18 protein-coding genes are annotated in these 17,268 nt (G+C 59.1%); 10 read left to right on the forward strand and 8 right to left on the reverse strand.

Annotation, left to right across the window (positions count from 1 at the left end):
• Window positions 1–73: 73 nt before the first annotated feature.
• Window positions 74–1,273 (reverse strand): tyrosine--tRNA ligase, encoded by a 1,200-nt coding sequence (tyrS, locus tag J3P85_RS26730; RefSeq protein ID WP_250962162.1) that lies wholly within the window; start codon window positions 1,271–1,273, stop codon window positions 74–76.
• 211 nt (window positions 1,274–1,484) lie between these two features.
• Here tyrS and J3P85_RS26735 point away from each other — a divergent pair, with 211 nt between their 5' ends.
• Both J3P85_RS26735 and J3P85_RS26740 read left to right on the forward strand, forming a co-directional pair.
• Entirely contained in the window at window positions 1,485–2,903 is a 1,419-nt protein-coding gene (locus J3P85_RS26735) for a peptidoglycan DD-metalloendopeptidase family protein (RefSeq protein ID WP_434704091.1), read from the forward strand.
• A gap of 2 nt (window positions 2,904–2,905) precedes the next feature.
• Window positions 2,906–3,997: an anhydro-N-acetylmuramic acid kinase gene (locus tag J3P85_RS26740; RefSeq protein ID WP_434704092.1), complete on the forward strand. Its 1,092-nt coding sequence runs from the start codon at window positions 2,906–2,908 to the stop codon at window positions 3,995–3,997.
• A 69-nt stretch (window positions 3,998–4,066) separates the two neighbouring features.
• Here the strand turns inward: J3P85_RS26740 and erpA are convergent, their stop codons facing one another.
• A complete protein-coding gene (erpA, locus tag J3P85_RS26745; RefSeq protein WP_003177727.1) occupies window positions 4,067–4,417 on the reverse strand; it encodes an iron-sulfur cluster insertion protein ErpA in 351 nt (116 codons plus the stop codon).
• 149 nt (window positions 4,418–4,566) lie between these two features.
• The gene (gene argC, locus J3P85_RS26750; RefSeq protein WP_434704093.1) at window positions 4,567–5,601 is read right to left on the reverse strand and encodes an N-acetyl-gamma-glutamyl-phosphate reductase; all 1,035 of its coding nucleotides are present in this window, start codon (window positions 5,599–5,601) and stop codon (window positions 4,567–4,569) included.
• A 135-nt stretch (window positions 5,602–5,736) separates the two neighbouring features.
• On the opposite strand from argC, the gene hemJ reads away from it, so the two are divergent.
• The 6 genes from hemJ to coq7 all read left to right on the forward strand — a co-directional run bounded on the left by hemJ (window position 5,737) and on the right by coq7 (window position 10,185).
• Entirely contained in the window at window positions 5,737–6,168 is a 432-nt protein-coding gene (hemJ, locus tag J3P85_RS26755) for a protoporphyrinogen oxidase HemJ (protein WP_186706988.1), read from the forward strand.
• Between the two features lie 35 nt (window positions 6,169–6,203).
• A complete protein-coding gene (locus J3P85_RS26760; RefSeq protein ID WP_434704094.1) occupies window positions 6,204–7,172 on the forward strand; it encodes an NAD(P)H-dependent flavin oxidoreductase in 969 nt (322 codons plus the stop codon).
• A gap of 51 nt (window positions 7,173–7,223) precedes the next feature.
• Entirely contained in the window at window positions 7,224–8,189 is a 966-nt protein-coding gene (locus tag J3P85_RS26765; RefSeq protein WP_434704095.1) for a DUF805 domain-containing protein, read from the forward strand.
• A gap of 62 nt (window positions 8,190–8,251) precedes the next feature.
• Window positions 8,252–9,040: an SDR family NAD(P)-dependent oxidoreductase gene (locus J3P85_RS26770; RefSeq protein ID WP_434704096.1), complete on the forward strand. Its 789-nt coding sequence runs from the start codon at window positions 8,252–8,254 to the stop codon at window positions 9,038–9,040.
• An 83-nt stretch (window positions 9,041–9,123) separates the two neighbouring features.
• Window positions 9,124–9,462 (forward strand): histidine triad nucleotide-binding protein, encoded by a 339-nt coding sequence (locus J3P85_RS26775; RefSeq protein ID WP_003316306.1) that lies wholly within the window; start codon window positions 9,124–9,126, stop codon window positions 9,460–9,462.
• A gap of 75 nt (window positions 9,463–9,537) precedes the next feature.
• The gene (gene coq7, locus J3P85_RS26780) at window positions 9,538–10,185 is read left to right on the forward strand and encodes a 2-polyprenyl-3-methyl-6-methoxy-1,4-benzoquinone monooxygenase (protein ID WP_060740380.1); all 648 of its coding nucleotides are present in this window, start codon (window positions 9,538–9,540) and stop codon (window positions 10,183–10,185) included.
• A gap of 128 nt (window positions 10,186–10,313) precedes the next feature.
• Here coq7 and J3P85_RS26785 read toward each other — a convergent pair whose 3' ends face one another.
• Entirely contained in the window at window positions 10,314–10,736 is a 423-nt protein-coding gene (locus J3P85_RS26785) for an OsmC family protein (RefSeq protein ID WP_434704097.1), read from the reverse strand.
• Between the two features lie 235 nt (window positions 10,737–10,971).
• Between J3P85_RS26785 and crp the strand changes: the two genes are divergently transcribed.
• Entirely contained in the window at window positions 10,972–11,616 is a 645-nt protein-coding gene (crp, locus tag J3P85_RS26790) for a cAMP-activated global transcriptional regulator CRP (RefSeq protein ID WP_434704098.1), read from the forward strand.
• Here the strand turns inward: crp and J3P85_RS26795 are convergent.
• From J3P85_RS26795 to J3P85_RS26810, 4 genes are read right to left on the reverse strand one after another with little or no spacing between them, the layout of a single operon-like run.
• Window positions 11,613–12,314: a lipoate--protein ligase family protein gene (locus J3P85_RS26795; protein ID WP_434704099.1), complete on the reverse strand. Its 702-nt coding sequence runs from the start codon at window positions 12,312–12,314 to the stop codon at window positions 11,613–11,615. The two genes, crp and J3P85_RS26795, sit on opposite strands and share 4 nt — an antisense overlap.
• 3 nt (window positions 12,315–12,317) lie before the next feature.
• Window positions 12,318–13,154, reverse strand: a complete 837-nt coding sequence (gene trpC / locus J3P85_RS26800) for an indole-3-glycerol phosphate synthase TrpC (protein ID WP_186706982.1) — start codon at window positions 13,152–13,154, stop codon at window positions 12,318–12,320.
• Window positions 13,151–14,200 carry an anthranilate phosphoribosyltransferase gene (gene trpD, locus J3P85_RS26805; RefSeq protein WP_092146427.1) on the reverse strand — a complete coding sequence of 350 codons (1,050 nt, stop codon included), beginning with the start codon at window positions 14,198–14,200 and terminating at the stop codon, window positions 13,151–13,153. The genes trpC and trpD overlap by 4 nt, the downstream gene beginning before the upstream one ends.
• A gap of 9 nt (window positions 14,201–14,209) precedes the next feature.
• The gene (locus tag J3P85_RS26810; RefSeq protein WP_250962151.1) at window positions 14,210–14,803 is read right to left on the reverse strand and encodes an aminodeoxychorismate/anthranilate synthase component II; all 594 of its coding nucleotides are present in this window, start codon (window positions 14,801–14,803) and stop codon (window positions 14,210–14,212) included.
• 410 nt (window positions 14,804–15,213) lie between these two features.
• On the opposite strand from J3P85_RS26810, the gene estP reads away from it, so the two are divergent.
• On the forward strand, window positions 15,214–17,121 hold the full coding sequence (estP, locus tag J3P85_RS26815; RefSeq protein ID WP_434704100.1) for an esterase EstP: 1,908 nt from the start codon (window positions 15,214–15,216) through the stop codon (window positions 17,119–17,121).
• Window positions 17,122–17,268: the final 147 nt, after the last annotated feature.

The following is a 17,268-nucleotide window of genomic DNA, read 5'->3' on the forward strand; positions in this document are numbered from 1 at the left end:
TCCGTTTCGACTGCGCCGGAAGTGGGGCGAATTATAGACTTCCAGAATCTGCCGTCAACCCTTAATTTCAGCTTTATTCGGATTTAAGCGTAATACGCGCAAAAGCCTTCTTGCCGGCCTGGCATACATGAGTAGAACCCAGCTCATATATATAGGTGCGATCCACAACCTCACCATCTACACGCACACCGCCCGAACCAAGGAGGTCTCGTGCCACCGCCGCATTCTTGACCAGGCCTGCTTTATTAAGGACCGCCGCAATCGGCATATCCTCGGCAGCAACCAGCTCGATCTCCGGCAAGTCATCCGGCAGCTCGCCATCCTTCATACGATTACCCGCCGCACGGTGAGCGTTGGCAGCTGCCTCTTCACCATGGAAACGAGCAACGATCTCTTCGGCCAGCTTGATCTTGATGTCCCGCGGATTAGCCCCAGCCTCTACATCAGCACGGAACGCATTGATCTCATCCATGGACCGGAAGCTCAAGAGTTCGAAGTAGCGCCACATCAGCGCATCAGGAATGGAGACCAGCTTGCTGTACATGACGCCTGGCGCTTCCTGGATGCCTACGTAGTTGCCCAGCGATTTGGACATTTTCTTCACGCCATCCAACCCTTCCAGCAATGGCATGGTCAGGATGCACTGCGCCTCTTGACCATAACCGCGCTGCAGCTCACGCCCCATCAACAGGTTGAATTTCTGATCGGTACCGCCGAGCTCAACGTCCGCGCGCAACGCAACCGAGTCATAACCCTGTACAAGCGGATAGAGGAACTCATGAATAGCGATTGGCTGATTGGTCGTATAGCGCTTGTCGAAATCATCGCGCTCAAGCATGCGAGCCACGGTGTATTGAGACGTCAGGCGAATGAAATCCGCCGGCCCCATCTTATCCATCCAAGTGGAGTTGAAAGCCACTTCGGTCTTGGCCGGATCAAGAATCTTGAATACCTGGGTCTTGTAGGTCTCGGCGTTATCGAGGACCTGCTCGCGGGTCAGCGGCGGACGCGTAGCACTCTTGCCGCTCGGGTCACCGATCATGCCGGTGAAGTCCCCTATAAGGAAGATGACCTGGTGACCCAGATCCTGGAACTGGCGCAGCTTATTAATAAGCACGGTATGACCCAGGTGCAGATCGGGCGCCGTCGGATCGAAGCCAGCCTTGATACGCAGCGGCTGCCCACGCTTGAGCTTTTCGATCAGCTCGGACTCGACCAACAGTTCTTCCGCACCACGCTTGATCAGCGCTAGCTGCTCTTCAACCGACTTCATAACAGACCCGTAAGGCTCAGATTCAAAGGGCCCCAACCATACAAGATCGCGCACCAAATACAAGGTTTGCCAGGCGCAAGGACGCCAATCCACAGAACAGAGCGTTCGCGGGCTTGCTTCGCAGGGGTTTTGGTTATATTTTATACAGTTATTTCATCTTCATCATGTCATTCATCTTTTTCAATTCATTTTTCAAAAGCCAAAATTACTTATGACCACAGAACCGTCTAAAGCGCCGCCGCTTTACCCGAAGACCCACCTGCTTGCCGCAAGTGGCATCGCAGCCCTCCTTAGCCTGGCGCTCCTGGTGTTTCCCTCCAGCGATGTTGAAGCCAAAAAGACGACTCTGAGTCTTGAACTGGAAAGCCCCGCTGAACAACTGACACAAGAACAAGACGCCGCCGAAGCCGTCCAAGCCACAAACGAACCGGCTGCTTCTCCGTTTGCACAGATTGAAAACAGCCCGCAAGACTCTGCCCAGGCCGCCGCTCAGGCAGAAGCGCCTGTGGCAGAAGAAAAGAAAGGACCGGACCATCGCGAAGTGATTGTTGCCAAGGGCGACACTCTCTCCACACTCTTCGAAAAGGTTGGCCTGCCTTCGACTTCGGTCCATGAAGTACTGGCCAGCGACAAACAAGCCAAGCAATTCACTCAATTGCAACGCGGCCAGAAACTCGAATTCGAACTCAATCCAGACGGACAGCTGACCAACCTGCACACCAAGCTGAGTGATCTGGAAAGCATCACCCTGACCAAAAATGACAAGGGTTATGTATTCAACCGCGTCACCGCCAAGCCGACCGTTCGCTCGGCCTACGTCCATGGCGTCATCAACAGTTCGCTGTCCCAGTCCGCTGCGCGCGCTGGCCTTTCCCATAGCCTGACCATGGATATGGCCAGTGTTTTCGGCTACGACATCGACTTCGCCCAGGACATTCGCCAGGGCGACGAATTCGACGTCATCTACGAGCAGAAAGTGGTCAATGGCAAGAGCGTCGGCAACGGCCCGATTCTCTCCGCGCGCTTCACCAACCGCGGCAAGACGTACACCGCGGTGCGCTACACCAACAAGCAAGGCAACAGCAGCTACTACACCGCCGATGGCAACAGCATGCGCAAGGCATTCATCCGTACACCGGTTGATTTCGCCCGCATTAGCTCGAAGTTCTCCGCAGGTCGCAAGCATCCGATCCTGAACAAGATTCGCGCCCACAAAGGTGTCGACTACGCCGCCCCTCGTGGCACGCCAATCAAGGCAGCCGGCGACGGCAAGGTGTTGCTGGCAGGCCGTCGCGGCGGTTATGGCAACACCGTGATCATCCAGCACGGCAATACCTATCGCACCCTGTACGGACACATGCAGGGCTTCGCCAAAGGCGTGAAGACTGGCGGCACCGTCAAGCAAGGCCAGGTGATTGGCTACATCGGCACCACCGGCCTCTCCACCGGCCCGCACTTGCACTATGAGTTCCAGGTCAACGGCGTTCATGTCGATCCACTTGGCCAGAAACTGCCGATGGCCGATCCGATCGCCAAGGGCGAGCGCGCACGCTTCCTGGCTCAAAGCCAACCTTTGATGGCTCGCATGGATCAAGAGAAAGCCACCATGCTGGCCTCGAGCAAGCGCTAAGCATGGCGCACTATATCGGTGTGATGTCCGGGACCAGCCTGGACGGCTTGGATATCGCACTGATCGAACTGGCCCCGGCGATCAAATTGATCGCCACGCACTACATCCCCATGCCCGCCGTTCTGCGCACCCAATTGCTCGAATTGTGCAGCAGCGGGCCCGATGAGATCGCCCGCTCCGCCATTGCCCAACAAAGCTGGGTAAAGCTGGCCGCGCAGGGTATTCATACCCTGCTCAACGAACAGAAACTCAAGCCTGAAGACATCAGGGCGATTGGCAGCCACGGCCAGACCATCCGTCATGAACCGGCCCGTGGGTTTACTGTGCAAATTGGCAATCCGGCACTGTTGAGCGAATTGACCGGCATCACCGTCGTCAGCGATTTCCGAAGCCGCGATGTCGCCGCTGGTGGGCAAGGCGCCCCACTGGTCCCGGCGTTTCACGAAGCATTGTTCGAAGAACGAGCCGGTCATCGTGCCGTGCTGAATGTCGGTGGCTTCAGCAACCTCAGCCTGATAGAGCCCGCAAAACCTGTCGCCGGTTTCGACTGCGGCCCAGGCAACGTATTGCTCGATGCCTGGATTCATCAACAACGCGGCGAGCATTTCGATCGCGACGGCCAATGGGCCGCCAGCGGAAAAGTCGAGCCAGCTTTGCTCAAGGTACTGCTCAGCGACCCCTTCTTCGTCACCAAGGGTCCGAAAAGTACCGGTCGTGAAGTATTCAACCTGCCGTGGCTGAGCCAGCATTTGTCGCAGTTGCCAGCCTTCGCCCCGGAAAACGTCCAGGCGACGTTACTCGAACTGACCGCCCTGACCATCGTCGAATCACTTCAGCATGCCCAGCCGAATACTCAGGAGTTGCTGGTCTGCGGCGGCGGCGCGCACAACCAGGCGTTCATGAAGCGCCTGGCTGAATTGCTGCCAGAGGCCACCGTCAGCAGCACGGCGGCCTATGGCGTGGATCCGGACTGGGTCGAAGCCATGGCGTTCGCCTGGCTCGCCCATTGCTGTCTTGAAGGTATTCCAGGTAACCGCCCAAGTGTCACGGGCGCCCGTGGCCTGCGCGTACTCGGCGCCATCTACCCGGCCTGAATCCAATAATCACGGACAAAAAAACGCCGCAGGGCCCAAGGCACTGCGGCGTTTTTTATACTGAAGCCCTCAGATCGAGAACGAAGAGCCGCACCCACAGGTCGTGGTAGCGTTAGGATTCTTGATCACGAAACGCGAGCCTTCCAGACCTTCCTGATAATCCACCTCGGCACCCGCCAGGTACTGGAAGCTCATCGGGTCAACCACCAGGCTGACACCTTCGCGCTCGACAATGGTGTCGTCTTCGGCCACTTCTTCATCGAAAGTGAAGCCGTACTGGAAACCGGAACAACCGCCGCCCGTAACAAATACGCGCAGCTTCAAACGATCATTGCCCTCTTCATCGACCAGGCTCTTCACCTTGTGCGCGGCACCGTGGGTGAATTGCAAAGCCGTGGGGGTGAAGGTTTCGACGCTCATGCTGAATATCTCCCGGCGCTTACGCCGCCATAATGCGTGATGGCGGGCATTATCCGCTTCTCCTAGAAAATTGGTCAACTATTTAGAAGAGCAGCGGCGAGCTACAAGCCTCAAGCTTGTAGCCGCCAACATAAAGCTTGTTGCTGCTATTACGGCAACATCCCCGCATGGGACAGCCCCAGACGCTCATCCAGCCCGAACAGGATGTTCAGGTTCTGCACGGCCTGGCCGGACGCGCCCTTGACCAAGTTATCGATGACCGACAACACCACCACCAGATCACCGTCCTGGGGACGATGCACGGCGATCCGGCAAACGTTCGCACCGCGCACGCTACGGGTTTCCGGATGACTGCCAGCCGGCATCACGTCGACGAACGGTTCGTTGGCATAACGTTTTTCAAACAACGCCTGCAGATCCACCGAACGATCGACGACAGTCGCATACAGGGTGGAATGGATACCACGAATCATCGGGGTCAGGTGCGGCACGAAGGTCAGGCCGACGTCCTTGCCCGCTGCCCGGCGCAAGCCCTGGCGAATTTCCGGCAAGTGGCGATGCCCTTTTACCGCATACGCCTTCATGCTTTCCGACGTCTCGGAATACAGCGAGCCGACACTGGCGCCACGCCCGGCACCGCTGACACCGGACTTGCAGTCGGCGATCAGGCGCGAAGCATCGGCAAGACCGGCTTCCAGCAGCGGCAAGAACCCCAGCTGTGTCGCCGTCGGATAGCAACCCGGCACAGCGATCAGTCGTGCCTGTTTGATCTTCTCGCGATTGACTTCTGGCAAGCCGTAGACCGCCTCTTCAAGCAGTTCCGGCGCACCGTGGGGCTGGCCGTACCATCTGGCCCATTCATCGGCGTCCTGCAGGCGGAAGTCCGCCGACAGGTCGATGACCTTGGTGCCGGCGGCCAGCAGTTCGCCGGCCAGGGCGTGAGCAACACCGTGGGGCGTGGCGAAGAACACCACGTCGCAGGCGCCGAGGGTCTTGACGTCCGGAACGCTGAACGCCAGGCCGTCGTAATGGCCTCGCAGGTTCGGGTACATGTCGGCGACGGCCAGGCCGGCCTCGGATCGGGAGGTGATGACCACCACTTCAGCCTGCGGATGCTGTGCCAGCAGACGCAGCAGTTCGACACCGGTGTAACCCGTGCCGCCGACGATACCGACCTTGACCATAAACCTGCCCTCAACGAACCCACTGGAAAGCCGTCGATGATAGGGGCCGCAGGGCGTGGCGACAACCGTCAAGGTGACGTGCGGCCGCTCTAACCTCTACTATCGGGCTACCGTGATTTCTTGGAATAACTAAAAATGCTCTATCTGTGGCTCAAAGCACTTCACATTGTCAGCATGGTCTGCTGGTTCGCCGGCCTGTTCTACCTGCCTCGCCTGTTTGTCTATCACGCCCAGAGCGAGGACAGCGTCAGCAAAGAGCGCTTCAGCGTCATGGAACGCAAGCTGTACCGCGGCATCATGGGCCCGGCGATGATCGCCACCCTGATATTCGGCATCTGGCTGCTGAGCCTCAACGCCGGTGCCTACTTCACTCAGGGAGGCTGGATGCACGCCAAGTTGACCTTGGTCGTGCTGTTGATCGGTTACCACCACATGTGCGGCGCCCAGGTGAAACGCTTCGCTCGTGGCGAAAACACCCGCAGCCATGTCTTTTATCGCTGGTTCAATGAGGTGCCGGTTCTGATATTGCTGGCTATCGTAATTCTGGTCGTCGTCCGACCGTTCTAATCTCCAATCAGCATTCATTATCCGGGGTACTTCCAATGTCGTTGCCCGCTCTGCTTGAACAACGCTTGCGCCTGCCCGTCGTGGCGGCGCCCATGTTCCTGATTTCCAATCCCCAATTGGTGCTGGCCTGCTGCCGCAATGGCATCGTCGGCAGCTTTCCGGCGTTGAACCAGCGCGAAAGCAGCGGCTTCAAGGCCTGGCTGGAAGAGATCGAAGCAAGCCTGGCGACCCTGGAAAACCCGGCGCCCTACGCCGTGAACCTGATCGTCCATCACAGCAACCCGCGGCTTCAAGCCGACCTGGCCATCTGCATCGAACACAAGGTGCCGATTGTCATCACCAGCCTGGGCGCGGTGAAAGAACTGGTGGACGCGGTGCACGGTTATGGCGGGCTGGTGTTCCATGACGTGACGACCCGGCGTCATGCCGAAAAAGCCGCCGAAGCCGGTGTCGATGGCTTGATCGCCGTTGCCGCCGGCGCAGGCGGGCATGCCGGGACCTGGAGCCCGTTTTCACTGATTGCCGAGATCCGGCAGTTTTTCGATAAGACCCTGCTGCTTGCAGGATGCCTGAACCACGGCCATCAGATTCTTGCCGCACAATTGCTCGGCGCGGATCTGGCCTACTTCGGTACGCGCTTTATCGGTACGAGCGAAAGCCACGCACCTGACGCTTATAAAGAGATGTTGCTCACATCCAGAGCCGCGGACATCGTGCATACTCCTGCTGTATCCGGGGTGCCGGCGAGTTTCATGCGCCAGAGCCTGGAGAATGCCGGTTTCGATCTCGCCGCCCTGCAGAACAAAGGCGAGGTGGATTTTGGATCGAAACTCAAACCGCTGAACGATGAAGCCAAGGCCTGGAAAACCGTATGGTCCGCCGGCCAGGGCGTGGGGGGAATCGATGATTTACCCAGCGTCGATCAGTTGGTGGCGCGCCTGGATGAAGAATACCGTCAAGCACAAGCCCGGGCGGCGCAGCTTGGCGGGCAATGGCCGCGCTGAACCAGCCCAAACAAAACAACTACTTAACTTTCAGAGACAAGGATGCCGGGCATGAGCGAAACCCGTTTCAACATCGTGTTCGACGGCGGCGTGATGCCGGGCGTCGATACCACCACCGCCAAACTCAACCTCGCCGAGCTGTTCAAGAGCGACGTCGCCGCCATTGAACGACTGTTCACCGGTCGCAAGGTGGCCCTGAAAAGCAACCTGTCCCAGAACGAGGCGCAGCAGTACCTCGAAGCGCTCAACAAAAGCGGTATCGATGCCAGGATCGAAGCCGAACCCACCGTCCAATTGAGCCTTGGCGAAGTACAGGACGCGCCACGGCAACCGAGTGGACGCCACCCCGATTCGATCATCGAACCCGCCTCGCCCTACGCGCCTCCCCGCGCCGAAGTCGGTGAAGCATTTGCCGAGTACAGCACCCTCAAGCCCTTCAGCTTCGACGGCCGTATTGGGCGCCTGCGCTACCTGGCCTGGACCATGGCGTTGACCCTGGCCCTGCTGCCCTTGGTTGGCGTGGGCTTCTGGCTCGCCTCGACCTGGCTGCTGGCTTCCGACTCGATAGCGGCGCTCATTGTCGGCGGCCTGCTCGCCACGGTCGTGGTGCTTGCCTTTGCCTTCGTGAGCATCCAGTTCAACGTCCAGCGCCTGCATGACCTCGGTTGGTCGGGGTGGTTGTGGCTGATCAACCTGGTTCCTTTCGTGGGCAGCATCTTCCCGTTCATCCTCATCATCGCGCCAGGCAACACCGGTGCAAACCAATATGGCCCGCCACCCCCGCGCAATACCACGGGGGTCAAGCTGTTGGCCTCGCTCTGGCTCGTGATGATCGTATTGATTTTCATCGCCACGTTTGCAGGCATCTTCGGAGCCCTCCAGGAGGACTATGACAGCAGCAGCCTGAGCAGCTACGAAAGCAGCGAGTCCAGCAGCGAAACCGCTGAAGAGCCCGCCGTTGAGGCAGCCGAGCCCGCTCCGCCTTCTGTAGACTATGAAGAAGAAGAGGAACAATAAGCGCGCTTCATGCCGGTGACAGCCCAGTCATTTGGCGGCGGGCTGTTGCGATGGAGAACTGCATGACCCGTTACGCACTGATCACTGGCGCTTCCAGCGGCATCGGCCTGGCCATGGCTGAAGCGCTGGCCCGGCGCGGCCGCAACTTGATACTGGTGGCTCGACAACGTGATCGGCTGGAAAGCATTGCAATCGAACTGACCCAGCGGTTTGGCGTGGAGGTACTGTTCCGGGCTTGCGACCTGGGCGAACCGCTGAGGCTTTCAGGCTTTTTGCTGGAACTGGAGGAAGGTGAACGGCAAATCGACCTGCTGGTCAATTGCGCTGGCATCGGCACCAGCGGGCCGTTCCTGGGCCAGGACTGGATGACCGAGCAGGACCTGATCGAAGTCAACATCCTTGCCCTGACACGGCTTTGTCATGCTGTTGGCAATAGCATGGCGCTGCTTGGCGGCGGCCAGATCCTCAACGTTGCCTCGATCGCCGCGTTCCAGCCCGGTCCTTGGATGAGCACCTACCACGCCAGTAAGGCCTATGTGCTGCACTTCTCCGAAGCCCTGCGGGTTGAATTGAAGAAATGCGCGATCAAGGTCTCGGTGCTTTGTCCTGGTCCGACCCGAACCGGCTTTTTTTCCAAGGCGCAGATGGACGAACAAAAACTCATCGCCAGCAAATCGCTGATGAGCCCGGAAGAAGTCGCCCTGTACGCCGTGCGCGCACTGGACAAAAACCGCGCCATCATCATTCCCGGACGCCGCAATCGCTGGCTGGCCGCACTGCCGCGGCTGGGATCACGGTGGCTGGTCCGGACTATCGCCGGCATGGTCAACAAGGCTTACTGCCCGCGCTGATGCCCTCAAGCTGAACAGCCAAGACACCTCAATCGAGGCCTTCGAGGCATTCGACCTCAACGAACCCAACGGAGAAAACAGCTGTGGATACTCTGTTTACCAAGATCATCAACCGGGAAATCCCGGCGAAGATCATTTACGAGGATGACCAGGTACTGGCCTTCCACGACATCGCCCCACAGGCGCCCGTGCACTTTCTAGTCATTCCAAAGAAACCGATCCGCACGCTCAATGACCTTACCGAAGAAGACAAGGGCCTGGCCGGGCACATTCTGTTCACTGCCCAGCGCCTGGCGCTGGAATTGGGCTGTGAAGAAGGTTTTCGCGTGGTGATGAATTGCAATGAACTGGGTGGGCAGACGGTCTATCACATTCATATGCATGTGTTGGGTCAGCGCCAGATGAACTGGCCACCGGGCTGATACCCCTGACCCAACACAAATCTTCGACGGCCGATTGGGTTAAACTGGCCGCTGTGATTTTTCCCGGAGGTAAGCATGACTACCCAACGTCACTACTCGCCGATTGACCGCCTGTTGCTGCAAGCCGACACCGCGATGCGCACCCTGCTGCCCTTCAGTGGCCAGCCGTACCGCCCATCACCGGCTATCGTGCAACCGGACGCGCAATTGAGTGACGAGCAAACGCGCCACGTCGCTGGATTGATGCGTATCAACCACACCGGCGAAGTCTGTGCCCAGGCGCTGTATCAGGGCCAGGCGCTGACAGCGAAGCTGCCGCAGGTGCGTGAGGCAATGGAACATGCCGCCGAGGAAGAAATCGATCACTTGGTCTGGTGTGAACAACGGATTCGCCAACTGGGCAGCCACACCAGTGTCCTGAACCCGCTGTTCTATGGGATGTCGTTCGGGATCGGCGCCGTCGCCGGGCTGATCAGCGACAAAGTCAGCCTCGGCTTCGTCGCGGCGACCGAGCATCAAGTGTGCAAGCACTTGAACGAGCACCTGGAGCAATTGCCGGCTGAGGATGAGAAATCCCGGGCGATCCTTGAGCAGATGCGCGTGGATGAAGAACACCATGCCGAAAGTGCGCTTGACGCCGGTGGTTTCCGTTTCCCGGCCCCGGTGAAATTCGGCATGAGCCTGCTGGCCAAGGTCATGACCAAGAGCACTTATCGGATTTGACGGTGATTGGGATCTGGATAACCCATCCTTATTCCTCGGAAACTAAAAAAGGCGACTTCCCAACGGGAGTCGCCTTTTTTCTATCCGACAATTTCAGTGCAGCAAGTCCCAAGCCCTTGGATGGCAACTCAACCCAACTCGATGATTTCATAATCGTGGGTGATTTCGACCCCGGCAGCACCGAGCATGATCGAAGCCGAGCAGTACTTCTCAGCAGACAGCTCAATGGCACGCTTGACCTGGGCTTCCTTCAGGGCTCGCCCCTTCACCACAAAGTGCATGTGAATCTTGGTAAACACCTTTGGGTCTTCAGTGGCGCGTCCCGCTTCGAGGAACGCTTCGCAGCTTTCGACGGCCTGGCGGGACTTCTTGAGAATGCTGACCACGTCGAAGTTGCTGCAACCGCCCACGCCCAACAGGAGCATTTCCATCGGCCGAACACCCAGGTTCCGGCCACCGGCCTCTGGCGGACCGTCCATGACGACCACATGACCACTGCCTGACTCACCGAGGAACATGGCTTCGCCAGCCCATTGGATGCGTGCCTTCATCGCCAAGACTCCACTGTTAAAAAAGGGTCGCCAGCTTAGCACAGCACCTCGTCATGACGGCTCCCCGTCTTAGGAAGCTCTTCCTGTCAGCCTGTAGGTAAATTCTCGAATCTATTCAAGACGCCTCTGTTAAGCTGGCGCGAATTCGCTGGCGTATGGCCAGCTTTTAGCGATAGCCATTCGCCCTCATCATAAAACCAAATCACAACACTGCGCAGTCTTTCGGGATACAACCATGGTTGCCATTACTCCCACGCTCAAGATCAAGAATCTCGACAAACTTTTGATGCATTGTCAGCGCCGCCGCTATCCAGCCAAACACAACATCATTTGTGCAGGTGATCGTTCCGACACGCTGTTTTTCATCATCAAGGGCTCGGTTACCATCCTGATAGAAGATGACGACGGTCGGGAAATGATCATCGCCTATCTCAACTCCGGAGATTTCTTCGGCGAGCTGGGGTTGTTCGAACAGGCGGGCAAGGAACAGGAACGCAGTGCCTGGGTGCGGACCAAGATTGAATGTGAAGTTGCGGAAATCAGCTACACCAAATTCCGAGAACTGTCCCTGCAAGACCCGGACATTCTTTACGTCCTCAGCGGACAAATCGCACAACGCCTGCGCAATACCACCCGCAAGGTCGGCGATCTCGCGTTTTTCGATGTCACCGGACGTGTCGCACGTTGCCTGCTGGAGTTGTGCAAGCAGCCCGATGCCATGACCCACCCCGACGGCATGCAGATCAAGGTGACCCGCCAAGAGATTGGCCGGATTGTCGGTTGTTCGCGGGAAATGGTCGGTCGCGTACTCAAGGACCTGGAAGAGCGCAACCTGGTCAGCGTCAAAGGCAAGACCATGGTGGTGTTCGGAACGCGTTAAGCGCCCAGCAGTTGGGTCAGCATTTGCCGATACAACGCTTCGAGCCGCTCCAACGCGTGAGGCGCCGGGAATTTTTCATGCAGGGCGATGTGGCTCTCGGCACGCACTCGCTGCTCCAGGCCACAGGCTTCATTGAAGCGATTGACCGCCGCGACCATGGACTCGCGCTCGTTTTCCAGCAACAGCGCGCCATGAACCAGGCCCACCGGACGCTGACCGCCCTTGCTCTGGCGCCAGCGCTGAGCGGTGCCAACCATTTTCCGACCGTCGAGGTTGACGTTGAAGCGCCCGTCGCAAAAGGCCCCTTCCACTTCGCCCAGCGAAGCCACCCCGCCCAATTCATCCAACAACTGGCAGATGGGATCGCACAATCGTCGATATCCGGTTTCGATGCGGCCATGGTCACCTTCGCTGCGCGGTGGCGCGTAGACCAAGGCGATATTGACGGTAGCGACCGACTGCGGCACCGGCTCACCGCCGGTTTCGCGCAGCAGGACTGGCCAGCCATGGGCGGCCGATACTTCACAGGCGTGCTCGAACCCCGGCAGGCGACTCAAGCGGCGCGGCATGACCAGGGCGCGGTCATTGGGTTGCCAGAACAGCAGGCCGAACTCGGCGTCGCCCGCGCAGATGCTGGCCAACAGATCCTGTTCGGCTTGCAGGCCCGCTTCGACGGTGAGGGACATCACAGGCGACATGGATCAGTCCAGCGTCGAGCCGCTCACCGGCAGGCCACGTTCAGGAAAGAACAGCCGTTGCAATTCCGTTCCCGGGTTCTCGGCCCGCATGAATGCCTCGCCCACCAGGAATGAGTAGACATCGCTGACTTCCATCAGCTCGACATCGGCCCGATTGAGGATGCCACTTTCGGTGATGACCAGGCGATCCCGTGGAATGCGTGGCAACAGGTCCAGAGTGGTTTCCAGGCTGACTTCAAAGGTGTGCAGGTTGCGATTGTTCACCCCGACCAGTTTGGTATCGAGGGTTTTCAGGGCTCGCTCCAACTCGTCGCCGTCATGGACTTCCACCAGGACATCCAGCCCGACACTCTTGGCCACTGCCGCCAGCTCGGCCATTTTCACGTCGTCCAGGGCGGAAACGATCAACAGCACGCAATCGGCGCCCAAGGCCCGAGCCTCGACGATCTGGTACGGGTCGATCATGAAATCCTTGCGGATCACCGGCAACTTGCACGCTGCCCGCGCCTGCTTCAGGTAGTCGTCGGCCCCTTGGAAGAAGTCGACGTCGGTCAGCACCGAGAGACAGGTCGCGCCGCCCTTCTCGTAGCTTCGTGCGATGTCGGCCGGAACGAAGTGTTCACGGATCACGCCCTTGCTGGGGGACGCCTTCTTGATTTCGGCAATCACCGCCGGCTGTTTTTTCTTGGCCTGATCGATCAGCGCCGTGGCAAAACCCCGCGGCGCATCCGCTGAACGCGCCAGGCTTTCCAGCTCGGCCAGACTGACGCGAGCGCGACGCTCAGCCACTTCCTCAGCCTTGCGAGCCAGAATGTTTTCCAGAACCGTTGGCACGCTCATCCTTCGTTCTCCACTTTGAATACGGCGGTAAATGCACCCAACTCTTCGAGTTTTTCCCTGGCCAGGCCAGTGTGCAGTGCATCATGGGCCAGTTCCACGCCTTGCTTGAGGCTGCTGGCGTGGTCGGCGGCGTACAACGCGGCGCCGGCATTGAGCACGATCATCTCAGCGGCTTTCTGGCCATTCTCGGTCTTGCGGCGACCCAGGGCATCGCGGATCAACTCCAGCGATTGGGCCGGACCATCGACCGCCAGGCCATGCAAGCTCTGGCTCTTCATGCCGAGGTCTTCAGGTTCGACCCAATACTCGCTGATCTGATCATTTTTTAGTTCGGCCACGAATGTGGGCGCCGCCAGGCTGAATTCATCCAGGCCATCCTTCGAATGGACCACCAGCACATGCTTGCTGCCCAGGCGTTGCAGGACCTCGGCCAATGGCCGGCACAACGCCTGGCTGAACACTCCCACCACTTGATGCTTCACGCCGGCCGGATTCGTAAGCGGGCCGAGCATGTTGAACAGCGTACGCAGCCCCAGCTCACGGCGCGGCGCGGCAGCGTGTTTCATGGCGCTATGGTGCGTCTGGGCAAACATGAAACCAATGCCGACATTGTCGATACAGCGCGCCACTTGGACCGGCGTCAGGTTCAGGTAAATTCCAGCCGCCTCCAGCAGATCGGCACTGCCGCTCTTGCCTGAGACTGCGCGGTTGCCATGCTTGGCAACGGTGCAACCGGCCGCCGCAACGACAAACGACGAGGCGGTGGACACGTTGAAGATATTGGCGCCGTCACCACCGGTGCCGACCACATCGACCACGCCGTCCAGGGTCTTGAGTTCGACCTTGTCCGCCAACTCACGCATCGCCGAAACGGCACCGACGATCTCATCGATGCTCTCGCTTTTCATGCGCATGGCCATCATGAACGCGCCGATCTGCGCATCCGTGCATTGGCCGGTCATGATTTCGCGCATCACGTCGCGCATCTCGTCGGTGCTCAGGTCGAGATGGCCGACGATACGGCTCAGGGCTGTCTTGATATCCATGAAAAGTCCTTAGCGCGTGCCGCCGGTTTGTTTGAGGAAGTTGGCGAACAGCTCGTGGCCCTGCTCGGTGAGAATAGACTCGGGATGAAATTGCACACCTTCGATATTCAACGTCTTGTGGCGCAGCCCCATGATTTCATCCACCGAGCCGTCTTCAAGCTGGGTCCAGGCCGTCAACTCGAGGCAGTCGGGCAGCGTTTCGCGCTTGACGATCAGCGAGTGGTAGCGGGTGACGGTAAGCGGATGATTCAATCCCGCGAATACGCCCTTGTCCTCGTGGAATACCGGGCTAGTCTTACCGTGCATGACGTGCCGGGCGCGCACCACATCGCCACCGAATGCCTGGCCGATCGACTGATGCCCCAGGCAGACGCCCAGGATCGGCAGCTTGCCGGCGAAGTACTTGATGGCGTCGATGGAAATGCCCGCTTCGGTCGGCGTGCAAGGGCCAGGGGAGACCACGATGCGCTCAGGCTTGAGGGCTTCGATTTGGGCGATGGTCAATTCGTCGTTGCGCACGACCTTGACCTCGGAGCCCAGCTCGCCAAGGTATTGCACAACGTTGTAGGTAAAAGAGTCGTAGTTATCGATCATCAGCAACATGGCGTAAGCAACCTATTGAATTCACTGACTTTAAACACAGCCTTCAGCGAGTGACCCGCACGCTGCTGCGCTTGGCGAGGCGATTGATGCCCCGGCGAAGCGGTTCTACAGCGGGTAAAGAAGGCAAATCGGTACAGGTCCGGCGAGGCCGGCGGAGAATCGTCAGGCGCGCCAACGCCAACGGGCGTGTGCCTTGATCATTTGATCCAGAAGTTTGCTGACAATCGACACAGGGGAAGTCTCGTTCATACGTCCCGGCACAGTAGCTTAGCTGGGCGGAGCACGCAATATGAGCGATCCCGAAGGGCTTTGAAACAAACACGACGTTCCGGATAGATGGCAAAACGCCGAAAGATTTTGGTACTGTCGTTTCGTTTTCTAACAAAAATAAGATCAAAACGGACTTTCCCATGATTAAAAAGACATTGTTCGTACCGATTGCCGGTTGCCTGCTCGCGCTCGCCTGCGCCCAGGCGAACGCCGCCCCCAACCCGTATTCCAAGTTCATCGTGTTCGGCGACAGCCTCAACGACGCCGGCCAGTTCGCCGACCCGAACGGCCCACCCGGCTCGACCGAGCGCTACACCAACCGAACCGGTCCGATCTACACCGACGGCAGCGGCGAAGCCTATTCGGCCAACTCCACCCAATTGCTTGGTGGGCGCCTGGGCTATTCCGCCGACGAGACCGCCGCTTCCACGTCGGCGGTCCGCGCCGGCGAGGGGCTGGCAGATGGCAACAACTGGGCGGTAGGCGGGTATCGCACCGACCAGATCCTCGAATCGATCACTGGGGTGTCCGACACCGGCGAACGCAGCCGTCCCGGCTACTTGCAGTCCAATGGCCTGCGTGCCGATCCAAATGCGCTGTATTACCTTTCCGGTGGTGGTAACGACTTCCTTCAAGGCCGGGTATTGAACACCGCACAAGCAAACGCCGCCGCCGACCGCCTGGCCGACAGCGTGCAAGTGCTGCAAACGGCCGGTGCCCGCTATGTGATGGTCTGGCTGCTGCCCGACCTGGGTCTGACCCCGGCCCTCAACGGCGGCCCCTTGCAGGACACCTTTTCGCAATTGGGCAATCAGTTCAACCAACAACTGATCACGCGACTGCAAGGCATCGACGCCGAAATCATTCCGTTGAACATTCCGCTTTTGCTGAAGGAAAGCTTCGCCGACCCGGCACGATTCGGCCTCGCCACCGGCGAGAACCTCACCGCAACCTGCTTTAGTGGCAACGGCTGCACGGAGAACGCCACCTATGGCATCAACAGCGCCACGCCGGATCCCAGCAAGCTGATCTACAACGACGCGGTCCATCCCACCGAAGCCGGACAGAAACTGATCGCCGACTACGCCTTTTCCCTGCTCGCGGCGCCCTGGGAGCTGACGCTGCTGCCGGAAATGGCCCACTCGACCTTACGCGCTCACCAGGATGAATTGCGCAGCCAGTGGCAATCGGACTGGGAAGACTGGCAGGCGGTCGGCCAGTGGCGAGCCATCGTCGCCGGTGGCGGCCAACACCTGGACATGGACAGCCAAGGCAGCGGCGCCAGCGCCGACGGCAGCGGCTACAGCCTCAACGTGGGCGGCAGCTATCGCCTCAACGACGCTTGGCGCGTGGGTGTCGCCGCCGGTTTCTACCGCCAGGACATGGACGCAGGCGATAACGATTCGACGTACAAGCTCAACAGCTACCTGGCGACGGCTTTCGCCCAGTTCCAGCAAAACCGCTGGTGGGCCGACGCGGCGCTGACCGGCGGCAAGCTCGACTACGACAACCTGGAGCGCAAGTTCGACCTGGGCGTCAACGAAGCGCAGGAGAAAGGCGACACCGACGGCCATCTCTGGGCATTCAGCACGCGGGTGGGCTACGACATCGCCCAGCCGGGCAGCGAATGGCACCTCTCGCCGTTTGTCAGCGCTGATTATGCGAAGGTGGAAGTGGATGGTTATTCGGAAAAGAGCAACCGCTCCACGGCCCTGACCTTCGATGACCAGACCCGCGATTCGAAACGCCTGGGCATCGGCTTGCAGGGCAAATACAACATCACCCGGCAGACCCAGGTGTTTGGCGAATATGCCCACGAACGCGAGTACGAAGACGACACGCAAAAGGTCAACATCGCCCTCAACAGCCTGCCGGCCAACGACTTCACGCTGGAAGGCTACACACCACAGAGCCACCTGAACCGCCTGAGCCTGGGGGTCAGCCACAAGCTCACCCAGGACCTGGCGTTGCGGGGCGGTTATACACTGCGCAAGGACGATGACATGACCCAGCAAGGGGTGAGCCTGGGGGTCAGCCTGGACTTCTGATCGAGGGGAACCTGTGGGAACGGGCTTGCTCGCGATAGCGGACTGTCAGCCAACCTATTTGTTGAAGGTGACGGCCTCATCGCGAGCAAGCTCGCTCCCACATTTTTGATCGAGTTGCCTGAAGGACTTGTGGCGAGGGAGCTTGCT

The sequence above is a fragment of the Pseudomonas sp. Z1-12 genome (assembly GCF_051132015.1).
Taxonomy (GTDB): domain Bacteria; phylum Pseudomonadota; class Gammaproteobacteria; order Pseudomonadales; family Pseudomonadaceae; genus Aquipseudomonas; species Aquipseudomonas zanjanensis.